Source organism: Photobacterium jeanii (genome assembly GCF_001650345.1).
GTDB classification, from domain to species: domain Bacteria; phylum Pseudomonadota; class Gammaproteobacteria; order Enterobacterales; family Vibrionaceae; genus Photobacterium; species Photobacterium jeanii.
In genome coordinates, this window is record NZ_LVHF01000033.1 from 396,863 (window position 1) to 413,130 (window position 16,268).

Below are 16,268 nucleotides of genomic sequence, written 5' to 3' on the forward strand. Positions count from 1 at the left end.
AGTTTTTGAAACTCAAAAGTCAGTAGGTACTCACATCGTTTTTAAATCTGAGTATTTGCAGTGCAGGTACTTGAACTATCACGATTTTAACTCTGTTTTCGGCAGCGAATAGTTGCGAGAGAAAGCAGGGATAGTTGGTATATCAAATATGAAAAAACGTCCTAATCAACGTTTGTTGAACCACTACTCAGCATGGAAGTATGTGGTGTTGATTGTCACCTTAGCGGTGATGTTATTAAGTGCCATTCCAACGTGGTACGGCGAAGATGCTGCCATTCAAATCAGCCCTAAAGCGGGATTAACAGCCACTCCGGTTGAGCTGCAACAAGCGCTCAATAAAGCGGGAATTGAAACTAAACGCATTGATCACAATGACATTAAAACCATTGTGGTACTGAAAGATGAGAGCCAGCAAGCGAAGGCAAAATCACTGATTGCTGGCATGGTAAAAGACAGCTCACAAGTTGCCTTAGCACTTGAAGCGGCTGCACCGCAATGGTTGCAATCAATGGGGTTTGCGCCAATCAAATTGGGCTTGGACTTACGCGGTGGCGTGCAGTTCTTGCTTGATGTTGATATGGACCAAGTGTACCGCGCTCACACTGAACAATTATCAGATGAGCTACGTGCAGATTTACGCAAAGCGGGGATCCGTTCTGCTTATATCTCTCAAGACGAAAGTGATAGCTTGGCGGTGCGTTTGCCAAATGAAGCTGCCAATAATGAAGTGCGCCAATTCATGGCAAAACAATACCCACAATGGCAAGTACGCAGCAGCCGTGGTGATGATCTTGCCTTGTTGATGAAAGAAAGTGAGAAAGTACAACTGCGTAACTTAACGGTACAGCAGAACCTACAAACCATGCGTAGCCGTATTGAAGAGTTGGGTATTACCGAAGCTTTGGTACAGCGCCAAGGTGAGCAGCGTATTCGTATTGAGTTACCAGGTGTTCAAGATCCGGCGGCGGCGAAAAGCGTGATTGGTGCTACCGCAAGTTTGGCTTTCTACGAAGTGCGTACTTCGGGTGGCATGGTCATTAACGATAAAAATGGTCAGCCAGTTACAGTGGCGCGTCGTCCTGTGTTAGGTGGCGATCATATCGTTGATGCGCGCGCAAGCTTTGGCGAAATGGGTGTGCCTGAGGTGAACATCACCTTAGATAGTACTGGCGGTCGTATTATGGCGGATTTCTCAGGTCGTCACATTGGTAAACCAATGGCAACGTCGTACAGCGAATACAGCCGTAATGCAGAGGGTAAAGCGAAGCAAACAAATCAGATCATCAGTGTCGCGACGATTCAATCTCAATTGGGTAACCGCTTCCGCATTACGGGCGCAGGCTCACTTCAAGATGCGCAAGAACTTGCTCTTTTACTTCGCGCAGGTTCATTAACCGCACCTGTAACTATCGTTGAAGAACGTACCATCGGCCCAACTCTAGGGGCTGAGAATATCGAAAATGGCTTTGCTGCACTGGGCTTGGGCTTAGGTGTCACTCTGCTATTTATGGCGTGCTGGTACCGTCGTCTTGGCTGGGTAGCTAACGTGGCCTTGGTATCAAACATGATCATGCTATTTGGTTTGCTCGCGATGATCCCAGGAGCGGTTTTGACACTACCGGGTATCGCCGGCTTGGTACTGACTGTCGGTATGGCAGTAGATACCAACGTACTTATTTTCGAGCGTATCAAAGACAAACTTCGTGAAGGGCGTAGTTTGGCGCAATCTATCGACCGTGGTTTTGACAGTGCATTTGGCACCATCTTCGATGCCAACTTTACGACCATGATCACTGCTGTGGTGTTGTATGCCATCGGTAATGGCCCAATTCAGGGCTTTGCGCTAACCCTAGGCTTAGGTCTATTGACCAGTATGTTCACTGGTATTTTTGCCTCTCGCGCCATGATTAACCTGGTGTGGGGCCGTGATTCACGTCGAGAAGTAAGGATTTAAAACATGTTGATTACGATGAAAAATGCAACAAAATGGCGCTACCGTACCAGCATGGTATCTGTGTTATTGATGATCATGTCTATCACCATGATTGCGGTGAAAGGGCTGAACTGGGGGTTAGATTTTACTGGCGGTGTGGTCACTGAAATACAAGTCGCCCCACAAATTACCAGCAGTGAAATTGCGCCTTTGATGAAAGCAGCATTGCACCAAGATGTGAATGTTATTGCTGCTGGTGAATCGGGTCGCTGGGTGCTTCGTTACAGTGCGCCTCAAACTGGTGATAATGCGCCTGCGATCACTGAAATCTTGGCGCCGCTGAACACCCAAGTCCAAGTGTTGAATACGTCGATTGTTGGTCCTCAAGTGGGGGCTGAATTAGCGAACCAAGGCGGTATGGCCATTTTAGTCGCTATGCTGTGTATCTTGGGCTACCTCAGCTATCGTTTTGAGTGGCGCTTAGCGTCGGGCTCTCTGTTTGCGTTGTTCCATGATGTGATCTTCGTTCTGGGCTTTTTCGCGATGACCCAGATGGAATTTAACTTAACCGTGCTGGCGGCGCTATTGGCTATTCTCGGTTACTCGTTGAATGATTCCATCATCATCGCTGACCGTATCCGTGAAATCTTGATAGCTAAGCCAAATCAAGACACGGCAACTACCAATAACGAAGCAATAGCAGCTACTATTTCTCGTACTATGGTGACATCAGGAACCACTTTGATCACAGTGAGTGCGCTGTGGTTATTGGGCGGCGCACCTTTGCAGGGCTTTTCGATTGCGATGTTCATCGGGATTGTTACTGGTACATGGTCATCTATTTCGGTGGGTACAACGCTACCAGAATATTTTGGGGTGAAAGCGCAACACTATATGCCTGTGGCGATTAGTGATGAGCCGTAATGGAATAGTTGCAACTAACTAGTTATCAAAAACGCCAAGCTAGATAATCGTCAGCTTGGCGTCTTTTTGTATATTCCAAATCAAACTAAATGCATTTAATTCTCATCATCTTTTACATGGTATAACTCGGAATTATGAGTCAAACCTAACCCGCCTTTTTTATTGAATATGCAATTTCGTTGATAATTTGTTCACTCAATTTATAAAAGCTAAAAAAATTATGTGATCTGACGCTAAAGTATTTCGTTGCGCCAAGAACTAGAGCAATTACTCTGCTTGGTGCGCTAGAGACAAAACACTAGGAACCATTACCAGTGGGGCTCATATGAGACTCAACCAGCGATACCTGCTGCCACTCTGGATATAACTATAATTTTAACCTTGCTGAACAACTGTCAGTAAAGGCTTCCTCTATATTTGTCGACGACTTTCTGCATATTAATAAGGTGTCTCTAAGTGATAACTTTTCGTAATTTATCCATTGGTAAGAAGATTGCCAGTGTGTTTTCAGCGATCGTATTGGTTTTAATTGGATTTGGTTTCTTCATTAATACTGAGCTGAAAACTGTTCGTGATGGTGTTGTCAATTTCACTGATTCAACGTTGCCAAGTGTACTTAGCGTTGAAGATATGATGTTCGAGCTGTCTTACGCTCGTCGTACTCAGTACGCAATTCTGACTTACTCAGAGTTGGATGCGATTCGCTCTCGTATTACTAAAGCGAACGAGCAATACCGTACTGTTGAAAAAATGATGATGGAATACGGCGCTACTGTTGCCTCGCCTGAAGAACAACGTGTTTTCGATAATATTATGGCGACATGGCGTGCTTATAACCAATCTTTAGCTGGCTTTAATGAAGCGGCAGGACGTGGTGATATTGCAACGGCACAGCCAATTTTGGCGGGCACGCTGTCAGAGTTCCAAGCGTTAGAGAAAGCGATGGATGTCTTGCTTGATATGAACTTGGGTTTTGTTGCGAATAACCGTACTTCTATGCTGGCAAGCGTAAGCAATGTGATCTCCTGGACCATCTTTAGCGTGCTGGGTTTGATTGTCTTTATGGTGTTGATGAACATGTTGCTGGTTCGCCAAATTTGCCGTCCGCTTAGCTTGGTAATGGCACAGTCACAAGCGATTGCTGGTGGTGATCTTACTCATCGTATTGACCGTGATGAGATTGGCCATGATGAGCTAGGTCAGCTTGCTGATACCAGTATTTCTATGCAGATGAACCTACGTAGCTTGATTGAAGAAATCGTTGCGGCGGTAACACAGCTTAGCTCAGCAGTCGAAGAAGTGAGCGCAGTAGCAGAGCAATCAGCGGCAGGCATGAGCAGCCAACAGAGTGAAATCACTATGGTGGCGACGGCGATGGATCAAATGAAAGCGACAGTGGCAGAAGTGGCAAGCAATACTGAACTTGCGTCGTCTTCTGCGTCTGAAGCAAGTGTTGAAGCGTCACAAGGTGCGTCTGAAGTATCTGATACGATCAAACATATTCAAAGCGCTTCTAGCGAGATTGAAAATGCAGGTGCTTTAGTCGGTCAGCTTGTGAAAGAATCTGAGAACATCAGCATGGTGGTTGATGTGATCCGTGATATCGCCGAGCAAACTAACTTGCTAGCACTGAACGCAGCGATTGAAGCGGCACGTGCAGGTGAACAAGGTCGCGGTTTTGCCGTGGTTGCAGATGAAGTGCGTACGCTTGCTGGTCGTACTCAGCAATCAACGGGTGAAATCATTGGTATTATCGAGAAGCTCCAGAAGAGCGCTAACGAAGCGCGTGAAGCGACTAACGAAAGCTGTACCTTGATCCATTCTTGTGTTGAGCAGAGCCAAAACACGGGTGACAAGATCCAATCAATTGAAACAACGGTTGGTAAGATTGCAGATATGAGCGTGCAAATTGCAAGTGCATGTAGTGAGCAAGATTCAGTGACAGAAGAGCTAGGTCGTAGCGTGACGAAAATTAACGAATCTTCAGCTGAAGTAGTTGAGGGCTCAGGTCACACTACTCAGGCTTGTCATGAACTAAGCCAACTGGCGGTGAACCTACAGCAAGCAATGACGCGTTTTCGTATTGTATAAGCCGTAGAAATCATGATGAGAGGGTGAGCATAATGCTCACCCTTTTTTGTATCTAAAGAATGTCAGTTTGGTTGAGCATCACCTTTATCGTCATCGCTTATTGCTAAAGGCTTTCATGCTTTGGCTTTGGCTTTGGCTTTGGCTTTGGCTTTGGCTTTGGCTTTGACTTGGGTTTGGGGACAAAAGGCAAAAAGTGTCACTTGTTGCAGATAGGTTCGCAAAATAAGACAACAAATAACCTCAATCGCAAAATGCACATAGTCAGCACGGTGCTTCTGTCTTTTTTGCTAGTAAATCAGGTAAATAAAAACAGGCATTGTCCTTGCTTGCACTTTCTTATCTTTCATTGATTCATGGCAGAGGACGGCAATATGCATTTATCTGATATGAAAATTAACCATAAAATTACGCAGTATGTGGAATCGCAAATTCAGCGATTGAAGTCGTCCACTGCGGAAAAACAGCCTTGCTCACAATTGCCTTACCAGCAAGGACCTCAAGTGATGTTGCAGATCTTGCAACAGTACCAATCCGGTTTAAAAGCGATAAGTTGTTTGCTTGAACACGGCTTTGTGGCGCAAACGCGTGGTATTTTCCAAACCTTGGGGGATGACTATGAAGATATTATTTTCTTAAGTTTGCCTTGTTTGGATGGAGAGCTCACAGCACTTCATAAAGCCTACTTAAAAGGCGTGACGAATAACGAGTGTCAGGCATGTTACAGCCCGGTTTCTCGTTGTGAAATACGTAGTACGATCAAGCAGGCAAAAACCATCAATCACAATGTGTTTCAGCTCTACCCTAAGAAACAAGCTTTACAAGTATTGCGACCACAAGGAAGTAAACCTTGCTCTGCAACGCTAGCGGTATCCTTACATCGTTATTACGCCCACAAAGCGCTATTGCTAGCAATGTTGACTGCCAAAGTGAGCGGTGTGGAAGAGGTGATGCGAGCGTGTTTGAATTATCGCGCTCATTTGGAGATGAGCGATGAGCTGTTGTGGCAGCGCGATATAGAAGAACATCGTGAAGCGCCAACAAAAGTGACGCCACAATATGCTTCTGCATAAGACAGATAACTGATGAACTTTAACGGCGCGAATGAGCGCCGTTTTAGTTGGTGGCTTTGGCTTTCTTCTATGGTAAGTTGAGTAGCATCAAGTTTGACTTTGTAATATTCAATCAGCCTAAGGAAGTGAATCATTCATGGAAAAGAAAGCCTTGGATACTCGTATTGTCACAGCGGGTCGTGATAAAAAATGGACCCAAAAACTGGTGAATACGCCAGTGAGTCGTGCTTCGACCATAGTGTTTGATAGTGTGGCTGATATGAAAGCCGCCACTAAGAATCGCATGAATAAAGCGCTTTTCTATGGTCGTCGTGGCACCAATACCCATTTTGCTTTTCAAGAAGCCATGGTTGAGCTCGAAGGCGGGGTAGGTTGTGCTCTGTATCCTTGTGGGACGGCGGCAATTAGTAATGCGATTCTCTCGTTTGTAAAGTCGGGTGATCATATTTTGATGGTCGATGGGGCTTATGAGCCAACCCGCAACTTCTGCGATACCATCCTTGCCAATATGGGGGTTGAGACCACTTACTACGATCCTATGATCGGAGAAGGAATCCGTGAGTTGATCAGACCCAACACCAGCGTGTTGTTCTTGGAGTCACCTTGTTCAATCACGATGGAAGTTCAAGATGTACCCACTTTAGCGCGTATTGCTCACGAACAAGATATTGTGGTGATGTTGGATAACACCTGGGCGTCACCTATTAATTTCCAGCCGTTTGAACACGGTGTTGATATATCGGTGCAAGCGGCAACCAAATACATTGTGGGCCACTCGGATGTGATGCTAGGAACAGCAACTGCTAACGAGCGCTGTTGGGATCGTCTGCGCGAATACAGTTATCTCATGGGACAATGCGCTTCTCCTGATGATGTTTACCTCGCAACGCGTGGCCTACGTACGCTAGGTGTGCGCATGCGCCAGCATGAAGAAAATGCACTGAAAGTCGCTAAGTGGCTGGCAGCGCGTGAGGAAGTTGATCATGTCCGTCATCCAGCATTGCCAAGCTGTGAAGGTCACGAATTCTTCAAGCGTGATTTCAAAGGCTCCAATGGCTTATTTTCCTTGGTACTGAATCGAGGCAATACCGAAGCACTGACCGCCATGCTAGATGGAATGAAACATTTTGGTATGGGCTATTCGTGGGGCGGCTTTGAGAGCCTGATTTTAGCGAATGAAAACATCAATAGCCTTCGTACGGCAACGCAAAAAGAGTTTGCTGGCCCTATGTTACGACTTCATATTGGCCTGGAAGATACCGACGATTTGATCCGCGATCTTGAGCTTGGATTTGAGCGCTTTAATGAAGTGCTGAAAAACACGTAATCGCAGCGAGATCCCGCAACGAAATTACATGATTCGCATGTTGGAAGGCTGCCGCAAGGTGGCCTTTTTTGTTGATGGCGTTCAGAGATTGAAGGATATGAAGCGGGTCACACCTAAGATGCTAATTTGGTATAAGCTTAAAAGGTTGATTTCATGGAGAAGGAGCCAGTATGCAACAAACTAAAGCAGTGTGGTTGGTGTGTGCGATTGCGGCCGTGGGTTTATCAGGATGTACCAATAGCGAGATGAGTAACATAGATACAGGTCTCGATAACTATCAGTTTTTACCTGATGAGTACGATGTCGAAACTGAATATGACAGTATTTACTATTATGGTTTCAATCAAGGATGTGCGTTAAAAACGTATCGTGATACGAGCGGACGTTTACCTGTCTCTGTGGATCCAACACTCGAAGGTCGTAGTAGTAAATATAGTGATGGGGTTGAAGCGGGGAAAAAAGCCTGCGCAGATGGTGTGCCAAGAACAATTCCAGAATATTTATCAAATAACAGCAGCCAATAATTGCGAAGATATTTCGTGGTGCTTTTTTGCATTTGTTAGACAAAATAAAAAGAGAGCCGATTAATATCGACTCTCTTTTTGGCTTATTAATTGAGCACTTAAAGGTATTGCATGAAATTGTATGAATTTTATGCAGCTTCGCTTTCAATCATTGAGCTTACTTTACCGTTAATAAAGTTAACGGGTACCGCCATAGAAACTTCGGGTAACAGCAGATGAGGCGTGAAGGCATCATGTTCGATGGGTTGTACTACAAGATGTAGATGGGCATCTAAGATGCTCTTAAGCTTACTAACACTGATAATGCCGCCACCATCAATTTCCTTGTAGCAATCATTCTCAGAGAAAACCCAACAAACAATAGGTGATTGCAGTCTGTCTAACTGTTCGATAAAGGCGGTGATGTTTTTCATAAAAGTCCTTTTTTACCATCAATAATTTATGTATTGATATTTAGACATTATGGAAGGAGATTTAAATTTAGCAAATAAAAAACACCATTAATACTGCGATCTGTGAACAGAGCACGATAGAAAGTCAAATTAGTTAGCATTATATTTACTGAACTAATTTAATATATGTAAATAATTGCTATTTCCTTTTGTTTATAAAGGAAATATAACAAAACAGTTAATATAGACATTGTTGGTTATGGAACAGTTACTGTTATGGAAAATATCATTTGTGGATGGGCGCAACATCATGAGTTAGAAAAAATCTACCACGATAACGAGTGGGGGATACCTATTTATGATGATCTAACCTTATTTGAATTTGTCACTCTTGAAGGTGCTCAAGCTGGCTTGAGTTGGCTAACAGTTCTGAAGAAACGAGAGCAGTATCGGGCCGCATTTCGTGATTACGATTTGGCATGGTTAGCACAGCAAGATGAAACCATGGTTGAAAGTATCATTCAGCAGTTTGATGTGATCAAACACAGAGGGAAAATCGCTTCGGTGTTTGGCAATGCGCGTGCTGCATTATCTTTGCAGCAAGAGTATGGATCGTTAGCTAAGGCACTGTGGCAGTTTGTTGAGCATAAGCCAATGAACAATCGCTGGACATCAGTTTCAGAAGTACCCACATCGACCGAGCAATCAAAAGCGATGAGCCGTTTTTTAAAGAAACGAGGGTTTAAGTTTGTTGGGGAAACAATTTGTTATGCCTTTATGCAAGCAACAGGCATGGTGAATGATCATGTGGTGAATTGTTCTTGTTATCAAAAAGTCATCAGTGCCCAAAAACAACCTGTTGACTGGTAAGCAAGATTAAGAGAATAGTGGTAATTTTCTGCCATTCATGTGCCTATTTGGTATTATCGTCGCACTACTAATTAATAATTTGAGAATGTTATGTCAGATCAGCCTGTAAAACTGATCCAAAAGGCAACTTGGGTTGGTTCGATTGCCAACGTCGCCCTGGCTATAGTCAAGATCACTGTGGGTAAAATCACAGGTAGTCAGGCTTTGGTTGCCGATGGTGTTCACAGTTTCTCAGACCTTGTTACCGATACTGCTATTTTGATCGGTTCACGCTATTGGACAGCGCCAGCAGATAAAGGTCACCCATACGGTCACGGACGATTTGAAACTCTTACTAATATTTTCATCGGTGTTTTGCTTGCCGCTGTCGGTTTAGGCATAGGCTGGGATTCTATCAGCAGCATTGGGCATGAGCAGACCACCACGCCGGGAATGTTAGCTTTTGTCGCTGCTGTCGCCTCGATTTTAGTGAAAGAGGTGTTGTATCGCTGGACGTTAATTCAAGCGAAGAAAATCAATAGCCGTGCGCTGTATGCCAATGCTTGGCACCATAGATCTGATGCCTTGAGTTCATTGCCTGTCGCCATAGCAGTGATTGCTAACTGGGTGGTACCGGATCTTCACTATTTGGATCAGGTCGCAGCATTATTAGTTACTGCGATGATCTTAAAAGCGGCGTTCGAGATTCTATGGCCTGCGATTTGGGAACTGACTGAAGCAGAGGCGGATACCGAGCTGGAAAGCCAGATTCAGCAATATGCGGATGAAGACCCTGATATTCGCGAAGTACATGCTATCCGTAGCCGCCGTACTGGTAGCAGTATTCTACTGGACTTCCACTTATTGGTTGACCCAGAAATGAGTGTAGATCGCGCTCATACCATTGCTGAAAACTTCAAAAGTCACATTTTGAAGCAAATTGAAGAAGTGGTAGATGTGATCATTCACATTGAACCTTACACATGCGCTGAGCGAGTGATGAACCCATGCTGTGAAGGTACTTGTGATGATAGCGGTGAACAAGGTAATAAGAGCGAATAGTAATTTGAATTAAGCGCTCGCTTATCATTATTCACTTCAATCAAGAACGTCAGCTTTTGCTGGCGTTTTTTTATGCCATAGGTAAGGGAGTGATTAAGGCTTACTGGAATCTCTTTACGGTAGTCAGTGGTTTCTCACGATTGGGATAACTTTAAGAGTAAGTGCTAGATTCTCAAACATAAGATGCTGTTTAGATTTGAAGATTGACTAGGATCTATGTAGGGCTGTTGCCAAATAAGGAGCTGAGCTATGCCACTGATCCGTATTAAGTCACTACCTTTCACGCAAGAAGTACCTATTCCTCAAGTGCTCAATAGTTTATCTCAAGCTGTTTCAGCCGCGACTGATATAGAGCCTCATCATATTATGCTGACATGGGAGTACTTAGCTCCGGGGCATTATGTGCATTCGGGTAAAGCGGTTCATCATCAGCCTATTAATACTCATCCTCTCATTATTGACTTAATCGCACCAAGCTTTAACACCGAACAGCAGATTGCCTCTATGCTAGAGTTAATTGCGAATACTTTGGCTGAGCAAGTCCCAACAGCAAAAAACAACATCTTTATTAACTTTACGCCAGCTTATAGTGATGGTGTGTATGATAGCGGGCAAGTGGTTGAATGGGATGATTAAATTTATTGGTTGAACTGTAATTATGAGTAAACTTGGACTCAAAATTTAATATGTTTGATGAATGACATTGCACATAAATAAACTTTATTGTGATAGAAAGAAGATTTAATGGCTTTTGATATTTTAATTTAAGATTTTAAGAGTAAGATGCTTGGTTTGTTGTTAAATCTACTTGTATTCTTATGGTTCAATTTTTATCTTCTTTACCTCCGATGATCCCACTCGGCATCGCGATTGTGTGTGAGGTTATCGCAACCAGCTTGCTGCCACGGACAGAGCAGTTCACGAAGTTAGGTTTAACTGCTGTCGTTCTTCTTTGTTATGCGGTCGCTTTCTTTATGTTGTCGGTGACTGTTCGTACTATGCCTGTTGGTGTCGCTTACGCTATTTGGTGTGGTGCCGGTATAGTGTTGGTTGCCATGCTGGGATGGATGTTCTCTGGGCAATACCTTGATAAATTCGCTGTACTGGGTATTAGCTTGATCATGGCGGGCACGATTATCATTAACGTATTTTCAAAATCGGTCGCGCACTGATTATTCCTGTACAGCAAGCCTAATATGGCTGTTTATTAGGCTTGGTGAAGTGGCTCCCTTCTCTTTTTTATTTTCAACGCATTACCTCATTCTTACTTCATTACTAACTTGCACTATTGGTGAATTTTCATTTCTATTTCGATTGTGGCTGTTAGTATTAGTCTTATTAAGATTACCTAACGCAATGAGTTTGCAATGAATATTCTTCACCTACGAGCGGTATTGCTCGCCCATCAACAAGGTTCTATTTCAGCTGCGGCGAGAGCCTTGGGTAAGCGTCAATCTCAGGTGAGTCAGTGGATTGCAGATTTAGAAATTGACCTTGGGATCAGCTTTTTTGAACGAACAGGTAATCGCATTTATTTAAGTGAGCAGGGGCAAGCCTTGCTACCTGTGATCACTGGGTTAGTGAGCCAAGCTGACAAGCTGGCATTGGGTGCTCAGGCACTGACAGATAATGAGCCGCTAAGCCTTACTATTGGCATTGATAACTACATTCCGTCGACGTGTTTGCAGCGCGCGCTGTCTCATTTGCTCGATTTAAACATCAACCTTGAAGTGGTGAATCAAGATCGTAGCCAGTTAGTGAATATGCTGACGGCACAAACGCTCGATATTGCGATTGTGAGTGAAGGCATGGCGCTGAATCACCACGAGTACGGCTTCAGCCGTTTGGGTCATTACGGCGAGGTTTTAGTGGTTGCCAGCCATCATCCGCTGGCTAAGCAAGTGAAGGTGACTATCGATCAATTATCTCAATACCGAGAGTTGATTTGGAGCCGAGAAGAAAGCGGTGATGACGACGAAATTGGCTTTAGCCACCAGTACCTCATGGTCTCTGAACTCGGCTTGTTGAAAGCGGTATTAAGTGAAGGGAAAGGCTTTGCGTTTTTGCCACAATCGCTAATTGAAAGGGAAGTGGCGCAAGGTAAATTAGTTGTATTGACGAGTGATTTTGAACAAACAGAGATATTACGGCGGGTTGAGCTTTTGTGGGATCCTGCGCTTGAATATAGTCAGATAGGAAAACAGGTGCTGCAACTAATGCAGCAGCACCATGGATTTATTATAAATTGAATTGTTATTAAAACTTAATTGCGACTTTACCAATTGAAGTGCCACTTTCAATTAAGCGATGTGCCTCTTTGAAAGTATCAAGGTGGAAACCATTAAGGGTTTTAGTCAGCGTTGATTTAATACGACCAGAATCAATTAAGTTTGCGGTTTGGAATAAAATATCTTGCTGCTTTTGTAAATCTTCAGTGTTGAATAGTGAGCGAGTAAACATTAATTCCCAGATGAATCCTGCCGATTTACCTTGCAAGGCAGATAAATCGACACCGCCATCAAATTCAACAATAGAGGCAATCATGCCTTGGGGCGCAATTAACTCGACCATAGACTCCCAGTGCCCTTTGGTGTCAGCGACATTGAAAATGTAATCGACATGTTGGATGCCTTGCTCACGGACAGATTCAACTAGATTTCGGTGGTTTGCCACATAATCTGCCCCCATCTCTTTCGCCCATTGCTCTGTTTCAGGACGAGAAGCGGTGGCAATAACCGTCAGGTTTGTTAGTTGCTTGGCAAGCTGTGTTGTAATTGAACCTACGCCACCAGCACCACCAATAATGAGTAATGTTTTCTTTTCTTCAGGGCGAACACGTAAGCGATCAAATAGTGCTTCCCAAGCTGTAATTGCGCCAAGAGGCATTACAGCGGCTTCTTCGTCAGATAGACTCGTGGGAGCATGAGCAGTAATGCGGGCATCAACGGCTTGGTATTCTGCGTTTGAACCTTGACGAGTAACATCACCAGCGTAGTAAACACGGTCGCCTATTAGAAAGCCATCGACGTTATCACCCATGGCAACCACTTCACCCACAGCATCAAAACCAACCACACGCGGTTGTTCTAGCACTTTGTCTTTTGCTGCACGCACACGAATTTTCGCGTCAGCAGGGTTAATTGAGTTTGCTTTTACTTTTACAAGTAGGTCGTTTTCACCAACCTCTGGTAGTGCTTTGTCGAATTCAATCAAGCTGTTTGGTTCATTGATTGGTAGTGATTGAGTGAAACCAAATGCTTTGATGGTTGATGGCAATGACATATTCGTATTCTCCGTTGTTATCGGTATTGCTTTTATTGAGATAGCGTTTTGCTGTTACGAAAATCATAGCGATTTTTTAAAAACTAAAAACAGGGTATTAATTGAAACATTGTCAAAAATATTTTGATAATCATCTTCAAATAAAACGCTCGATATTTTCAAATTTAATTTGATAGTGAAACAAATATAACACTGTTCAATAAGTGTGAAGAGTCGCCTACTATGCTCTGCAACACAGCGAGTAAAGCTGCTTTGGTAACAAATTGAGAATATAAATCATGTCGAAATTGACAATTGTCGCTAGCATTGTAGCGAAAGAAGACAAGCTCGAACTTGTTAAAGCTGAGCTATTAAAGATGATTGATATTACTCGTGCTGAAGAAGGCTGTATTGATTTCAATTTGCATCAAGATAATGAAAATCCAGCCCACTTTTTATTTTACGAAAACTGGACGTCACGTGAATTGTGGCAAACGCACATGGGTAGTGCTCATCTTGCTCAATATATGGCAGCCACTGAAGGTGCTATTGAACTCTTTACTCTATACGAAATGAAGCAAATTGCTTAATGGGGTCGTCATGAGTAGTACTTGAGACTGTAAGATACTCAGGTACTGCTCACCTCAATCCATTTCATTAACCGTAAGTTGGCCTGCTTTCTCTACCAAAATATAAATGAATAAAAAGAGTTAATTATGAAAAATTTAATCACTATCGGTGTGACAGATCTTTCTTTTCATCGCGTCACTGCATCTATTGTTCGTCATGTACTAATGGACATGGGTTTTGAAGTAAACCGTATTTTCTCACCACATCAAGATAATTTTGCCAAACTGAAATCCGGTGAGCTTGATATGCTTTGCTCGGCATGGTTACCTTCAAGTCACGGTATTTATAAAGCCGATGTGGAAGAGGTTCAGCCATTAATGGAGCTTGGCCTGCACTATAAACCATATGCGTTATGGGGTGTGCCAGATTATGTGCCTGAAGATGCCGTTTATGAAGTCAGTGATTTGCTAAAACCTGACGTTGTTGAAAAAATGGCGAAAGATATTCAGGGGATTAACCCTGGAGCTGGCATTACTCGTTTCTCGATTAAGATGATGGATGAGTATGGGCTAAATGATGCTGGATATCGCTTCCATACCGGTACCGAAGAAGACTGCTTCACTGCATTTGAGCAGGCTGTTGAGAACAAGCAATGGATGGTTGTGCCACTTTGGAAACCTCAATTTCTTCATCATAAATACATGATTCGTGAGATTGAAGAGCCAAAAGGTTTATTAGGTATCGTTGATAAAGCGGTATTACTGCTTCGTGAAGATCGCGCAGATAAACTCACTGCGGAACAAATCTCGCAATTAGATGCGCTGCGTTTCTCTAATGATATTATTGCAGAGCTTGATTATCTAGTCTGCCGAGAAGGGCAAGATCTTGATACTGTGACTCGTCGTTGGTTAGATCAACAATAATCAAAGTTTGCTGCGCACCATTAAGAAGATGTAATTATTAATGGTGCCAGTGTTCACCGTTTGTGTGATTGTAGCTGCGTTATTTCAACACATCGCTATTTAATATTCCTTTATCTACCAATTGGCTAAGAAGAGAGTGAGTTTCTTCTCTAAAGTAATCTCTCAATAGGCGTACAGTCGGAGTGATCGACTGGCGACTTGGACAAATTAGCCATAATTCAGTCCCTGTTGGCTGATAATCAGACATGACACTCACAACCTCTTCATTGAGTAATTCTTGCGCCATATCTAAGCTGGATTTGATCGCAAAACCTTGTCCCGCTACACACCAACGTTTTACTAAATCGCCATCGTTAGATGCACGGTTCCCTTTCAGTTTGATTTTATGTGTTTTGCCATCTTTACTAAATGTCCACTCATCTTGCAGCAGATCATGTAGTTGGTAGAAAAGCCCATTATGGTCGAGTAATTCATCGGGATGTTGCGGTGTGCCGTGTTTTTTTAGGTATGCAGGGCTGACACATAATAATCGAGGGACATTGCAGATTTTAAATCCGTACATGCTGGCGTCGGTTGGTGAGCCATAGCGAAGTGCCATATCAACTGCGTCTCGATAAAAATCGATATTACTGTCGGTAACGTTACAACGTAAATTGACTTGCGGGTTGTCGGCAAGGAAGTGATCCAGCCAAGGGGTGATGGTATTGCGTCCAAGATCTGAAGAGAGGGCAATGCGAATTTCCCCATCCAAGCTACTTTGATCTTCTTGGAGGTTCTGCTTAGCTTGACGCAACATCAAGAGTGCTTGCTCACATTGAGGCAGGTAGCGTTCACCCGCCGGCGATAACCTGAGTTGGCGAGTGGTACGAATGAATAATTCAACGCCAAGTGCGGCTTCAACACGTTTTACTGCTGCGCTGGCGGTTGCTGTGCGCATATCTAAATTTGTCGCGGCGGCAGTGATGCTACGAAATTGAGCCACTTCTAAGATAACTTCAAGATCTTGTAAGAGCACGTTATCAATCCATCGTTATTATTCATGCGGAAAATGTAATGGATATAAAGCCGTTTGTGTAGTCTTGTTGGTGTATCTACTTAATTTTTATGCTCTTACTGCTATTCGGAGAATGGATATTAGAACAGGTATAGCAATGACGCGCTGGATTATCACGAGCCACTTCCTTCAAAAAGAAGGAAGTGGCTAGGTTCTTTATTTGCCTTTTTGTTTCTTGAGTGTCCACTCGATTTTTAAAGTCATGCGTTATGCAACACTAGAAATTTAGTGGTACACGGGGTTAGGGTTACTTAGACATAACGGTTTACTTAACCGTGGTTGAAAGAG

16 protein-coding genes are annotated in these 16,268 nt (G+C 43.5%); 13 read left to right on the plus strand and 3 right to left on the minus strand.

Annotated features, from left to right (window positions below):
• The first annotated feature begins 148 nt into the window (after positions 1-148).
• The 6 genes from secD to A3K86_RS19260 all read left to right on the plus strand — a co-directional run bounded on the left by secD (position 149) and on the right by A3K86_RS19260 (position 7,869).
• Positions 149-1,954 carry a protein translocase subunit SecD gene (gene secD / locus A3K86_RS19235; protein WP_068335215.1) on the plus strand — a complete coding sequence of 602 codons (1,806 nt, stop codon included), beginning with the start codon at positions 149-151 and terminating at the stop codon, positions 1,952-1,954.
• Positions 1,955-1,957: 3 nt separating this feature from the next.
• Positions 1,958-2,857 (plus strand): protein translocase subunit SecF, encoded by a 900-nt coding sequence (gene secF, locus A3K86_RS19240; RefSeq protein ID WP_068335217.1) that lies wholly within the window; start codon positions 1,958-1,960, stop codon positions 2,855-2,857.
• 459 nt (positions 2,858-3,316) lie between these two features.
• On the plus strand, positions 3,317-4,948 hold the full coding sequence (locus tag A3K86_RS19245; protein ID WP_068337046.1) for a methyl-accepting chemotaxis protein: 1,632 nt from the start codon (positions 3,317-3,319) through the stop codon (positions 4,946-4,948).
• A gap of 371 nt (positions 4,949-5,319) precedes the next feature.
• Positions 5,320-6,018: a hypothetical protein gene (locus A3K86_RS19250; RefSeq protein WP_068335221.1), complete on the plus strand. Its 699-nt coding sequence runs from the start codon at positions 5,320-5,322 to the stop codon at positions 6,016-6,018.
• Positions 6,019-6,154: 136 nt separating this feature from the next.
• Positions 6,155-7,345, plus strand: coding sequence for a cystathionine beta-lyase (locus tag A3K86_RS19255; protein ID WP_068335223.1), 1,191 nt, complete (start codon positions 6,155-6,157; stop codon positions 7,343-7,345).
• 170 nt (positions 7,346-7,515) lie between these two features.
• Entirely contained in the window at positions 7,516-7,869 is a 354-nt protein-coding gene (locus A3K86_RS19260) for a hypothetical protein (protein WP_068335225.1), read from the plus strand.
• A gap of 128 nt (positions 7,870-7,997) precedes the next feature.
• Here the strand turns inward: A3K86_RS19260 and A3K86_RS19265 are convergent, their stop codons facing one another.
• Positions 7,998-8,282, minus strand: a complete 285-nt coding sequence (locus tag A3K86_RS19265) for a hypothetical protein (protein WP_068335228.1) — start codon at positions 8,280-8,282, stop codon at positions 7,998-8,000.
• A 255-nt stretch (positions 8,283-8,537) separates the two neighbouring features.
• On the opposite strand from A3K86_RS19265, the gene A3K86_RS19270 reads away from it, so the two are divergent.
• From A3K86_RS19270 to A3K86_RS19290, 5 genes are all read left to right on the plus strand, one after another.
• Positions 8,538-9,131 (plus strand): DNA-3-methyladenine glycosylase I, encoded by a 594-nt coding sequence (locus tag A3K86_RS19270; protein WP_068335230.1) that lies wholly within the window; start codon positions 8,538-8,540, stop codon positions 9,129-9,131.
• A gap of 90 nt (positions 9,132-9,221) precedes the next feature.
• Complete coding sequence (locus tag A3K86_RS19275; RefSeq protein ID WP_068335232.1) at positions 9,222-10,172, plus strand: cation diffusion facilitator family transporter; 951 nt, start codon at positions 9,222-9,224, stop codon at positions 10,170-10,172.
• Positions 10,173-10,421: 249 nt separating this feature from the next.
• The gene (locus tag A3K86_RS19280; RefSeq protein ID WP_068335234.1) at positions 10,422-10,808 is read left to right on the plus strand and encodes a hypothetical protein; all 387 of its coding nucleotides are present in this window, start codon (positions 10,422-10,424) and stop codon (positions 10,806-10,808) included.
• 182 nt (positions 10,809-10,990) lie between these two features.
• Entirely contained in the window at positions 10,991-11,344 is a 354-nt protein-coding gene (locus A3K86_RS19285; protein WP_068335237.1) for an SMR family transporter, read from the plus strand.
• A gap of 195 nt (positions 11,345-11,539) precedes the next feature.
• Positions 11,540-12,421, plus strand: a complete 882-nt coding sequence (locus tag A3K86_RS19290) for a LysR family transcriptional regulator (RefSeq protein ID WP_068335239.1) — start codon at positions 11,540-11,542, stop codon at positions 12,419-12,421.
• Between the two features lie 7 nt (positions 12,422-12,428).
• Here A3K86_RS19290 and A3K86_RS19295 read toward each other — a convergent pair whose 3' ends face one another.
• Positions 12,429-13,454, minus strand: a complete 1,026-nt coding sequence (locus A3K86_RS19295; protein ID WP_068335241.1) for a zinc-binding alcohol dehydrogenase family protein — start codon at positions 13,452-13,454, stop codon at positions 12,429-12,431.
• Between the two features lie 278 nt (positions 13,455-13,732).
• Here A3K86_RS19295 and A3K86_RS19300 point away from each other — a divergent pair, with 278 nt between their 5' ends.
• On the plus strand, positions 13,733-14,023 hold the full coding sequence (locus tag A3K86_RS19300) for a putative quinol monooxygenase (protein WP_068335243.1): 291 nt from the start codon (positions 13,733-13,735) through the stop codon (positions 14,021-14,023).
• Between the two features lie 126 nt (positions 14,024-14,149).
• A complete protein-coding gene (locus A3K86_RS19305) occupies positions 14,150-14,926 on the plus strand; it encodes a glycine betaine ABC transporter substrate-binding protein (RefSeq protein WP_068335246.1) in 777 nt (258 codons plus the stop codon).
• A gap of 79 nt (positions 14,927-15,005) precedes the next feature.
• Here the strand turns inward: A3K86_RS19305 and A3K86_RS19310 are convergent, their stop codons facing one another.
• Positions 15,006-15,941 (minus strand): LysR family transcriptional regulator, encoded by a 936-nt coding sequence (locus A3K86_RS19310; RefSeq protein ID WP_068335248.1) that lies wholly within the window; start codon positions 15,939-15,941, stop codon positions 15,006-15,008.
• Between the last annotated feature and the right edge of the window lie 327 nt (positions 15,942-16,268).

What these genes read in the sequence shown, in the direction of transcription:
- A3K86_RS19255 (WP_068335223.1), top strand. Translation starts at nt 6,155, where the DNA reads ATGGAAAAGAAAGCCTTGGATACTCGTATTGTCACAGCGGGTCGTGAT.
- A3K86_RS19295 (WP_068335241.1), bottom strand. Translation starts at nt 13,454, where the DNA reads ATGTCATTGCCATCAACCATCAAAGCATTTGGTTTCACTCAATCACTA.
- A3K86_RS19250 (WP_068335221.1), top strand. Translation starts at nt 5,320, where the DNA reads ATGCATTTATCTGATATGAAAATTAACCATAAAATTACGCAGTATGTG.
- A3K86_RS19285 (WP_068335237.1), top strand. Translation starts at nt 10,991, where the DNA reads ATGGTTCAATTTTTATCTTCTTTACCTCCGATGATCCCACTCGGCATC.
- A3K86_RS19275 (WP_068335232.1), top strand. Translation starts at nt 9,222, where the DNA reads ATGTCAGATCAGCCTGTAAAACTGATCCAAAAGGCAACTTGGGTTGGT.
- A3K86_RS19300 (WP_068335243.1), top strand. Translation starts at nt 13,733, where the DNA reads ATGTCGAAATTGACAATTGTCGCTAGCATTGTAGCGAAAGAAGACAAG.
- A3K86_RS19270 (WP_068335230.1), top strand. Translation starts at nt 8,538, where the DNA reads ATGGAAAATATCATTTGTGGATGGGCGCAACATCATGAGTTAGAAAAA.
- secD (WP_068335215.1), top strand. Translation starts at nt 149, where the DNA reads ATGAAAAAACGTCCTAATCAACGTTTGTTGAACCACTACTCAGCATGG.
- A3K86_RS19290 (WP_068335239.1), top strand. Translation starts at nt 11,540, where the DNA reads ATGAATATTCTTCACCTACGAGCGGTATTGCTCGCCCATCAACAAGGT.
- A3K86_RS19280 (WP_068335234.1), top strand. Translation starts at nt 10,422, where the DNA reads ATGCCACTGATCCGTATTAAGTCACTACCTTTCACGCAAGAAGTACCT.
- secF (WP_068335217.1), top strand. Translation starts at nt 1,958, where the DNA reads ATGTTGATTACGATGAAAAATGCAACAAAATGGCGCTACCGTACCAGC.
- A3K86_RS19260 (WP_068335225.1), top strand. Translation starts at nt 7,516, where the DNA reads ATGCAACAAACTAAAGCAGTGTGGTTGGTGTGTGCGATTGCGGCCGTG.
- A3K86_RS19265 (WP_068335228.1), bottom strand. Translation starts at nt 8,282, where the DNA reads ATGAAAAACATCACCGCCTTTATCGAACAGTTAGACAGACTGCAATCA.
- A3K86_RS19305 (WP_068335246.1), top strand. Translation starts at nt 14,150, where the DNA reads ATGAAAAATTTAATCACTATCGGTGTGACAGATCTTTCTTTTCATCGC.